Source organism: Streptomyces sp. NPDC018045 (genome assembly GCF_044327445.1).
In the GTDB taxonomy this organism is placed as follows: domain Bacteria; phylum Actinomycetota; class Actinomycetes; order Streptomycetales; family Streptomycetaceae; genus Streptomyces.
Genome location: NZ_JBIRFL010000081.1, coordinates 1 through 1,770 on the forward strand (window position 1 = coordinate 1; position 1,770 = coordinate 1,770).

At 72.9% G+C, this 1,770-nt stretch carries 1 protein-coding gene; it reads left to right on the forward strand.

All coding sequences use genetic code 11. The features are described 5' to 3' along the window. Positions 1-1,769 (forward strand): acetyl/propionyl/methylcrotonyl-CoA carboxylase subunit alpha (locus ACH4EB_RS38670; protein ID WP_398353227.1); only part of this gene is annotated, 1,769 nt, incomplete at its 5' end. Between the last annotated feature and the right edge of the window lies 1 nt (position 1,770).

Consider the following 1,770-nt stretch of genomic DNA (forward strand, 5'->3'; position numbering starts at 1 on the left):
TGCGCAAGGTGCTCATCGCCAACCGAGGCGAAATCGCTGTCCGTGTGGCCCGGGCGTGCCGGGATGCCGGTATCGGGAGTGTGGCGGTCTATGCCGACCCGGACCGGGATGCGCTGCATGTGCGGGCGGCGGACGAGGCCTACGCGCTGGGCGGTGACACCCCGGCCACCAGTTACCTCGACATGGCCAAGGTGCTGGGCGCGGCCGCCGACTCCGGGGCCGATGCCGTCCACCCGGGCTACGGTTTCCTGTCGGAGAACGCCGAGTTCGCCCAGGCGGTGCTGGATGCCGGGCTGATCTGGATCGGCCCGCCCCCGCAGGCCATCCGCGACCTGGGTGACAAGGTCGCGGCCCGGCACATCGCCCAGCGCGCCGGTGCGCCGCTGGTGGCCGGCACCGCCGACCCGGTCTCCGGGGCCGGGGAGGTCGTGGCCTTCGCCGAGGAGCACGGCCTGCCGATCGCCATCAAGGCGGCCTTCGGCGGCGGCGGCCGCGGCCTGAAGGTCGCCCGCACCCTGGAGGAGGTGCCGGAGCTGTACGACTCGGCGGTGCGCGAGGCCGTCGCGGCCTTCGGGCGCGGCGAGTGCTTCGTCGAGCGCTACCTCGACCGGCCCCGGCACGTGGAGACGCAGTGCCTGGCCGACCAGCACGGCAACGTCGTGGTGGTCTCCACCCGCGACTGCTCGCTGCAGCGCCGCCACCAAAAGCTGGTCGAGGAGGCCCCCGCCCCCTTTTTGAGCGCCGCGCAGAACGCCGAGCTGTACCGGGCCTCCAAGGCCATCCTCAAGGAGGCCGGCTACCAGGGCGCGGGCACCTGCGAGTTCCTGGTCGGCCAGGACGGCACCATCTCCTTTTTGGAGGTCAACACCCGCCTGCAGGTCGAGCACCCGGTCACCGAGGAGGTCACCGGCCTGGACCTGGTGCGCGAGATGTTCCGCATCGCCGACGGCGAGCCCCTGGGCTACGACGACCCGCCGGTGCGCGGCCACTCCTTCGAGTTCCGCATCAACGGCGAGGACCCCGGCCGCAACTTCCTGCCCGCCCCCGGCACGGTGACCGCGTTCCAGGCCCCCGCCGGGCCCGGCGTGCGCCTGGACGCCGGCGTGGAGGCCGGCAGCGTCATCGGCCCGGCCTGGGACTCGCTGCTGGCCAAGCTCATCGTCACCGGCGCCACCCGCCGGCAGGCGCTGCAGCGCGCCGCCCGCGCGCTGGGCGAGTTCACCGTCGAGGGCATGGCCACCGCCCTGCCCTTCCACCGCACGGTCGTCACCGACCCGGCGTTCGCGCCGGAGCTGACCGGCTCCGCCGAGCCGTTCACGGTGCACACCCGCTGGATCGAGACGGAGTTCACCAACACCCTCGAGCCGTTCGCCGCGCCCGGCACCGACGAGGCCGAAAGCGACGTCCGCGAGACGGTCGTCGTCGAGGTCGGCGGCAAGCGCCTGGAGGTCTCCCTGCCGTCCTCGCTGGGCATGCCGCTGGCCCGCGCCGCGGTCGCCGGCGGCGCCAAGCCCAAGCGCAAGGCCGCCCGCAAGTCCGGCTCCGCCGCCTCCGGCGACACCCTGGCCTCGCCCATGCAGGGCACCATCGTCAAGATCGCCGTCGAGGAAGGCCAGCAGGTCACCGAAGGCGACCTCGTCGTCGTCCTCGAAGCCATGAAAATGGAACAGCCCCTCAACGCCCACCGCACCGGCACCATCAAGGGCCTGACCGCCGAAGTCGGCGCCGCCCTCTCCTCCGGCGCCGTCATCTGCGAAATCAAGGACTGAC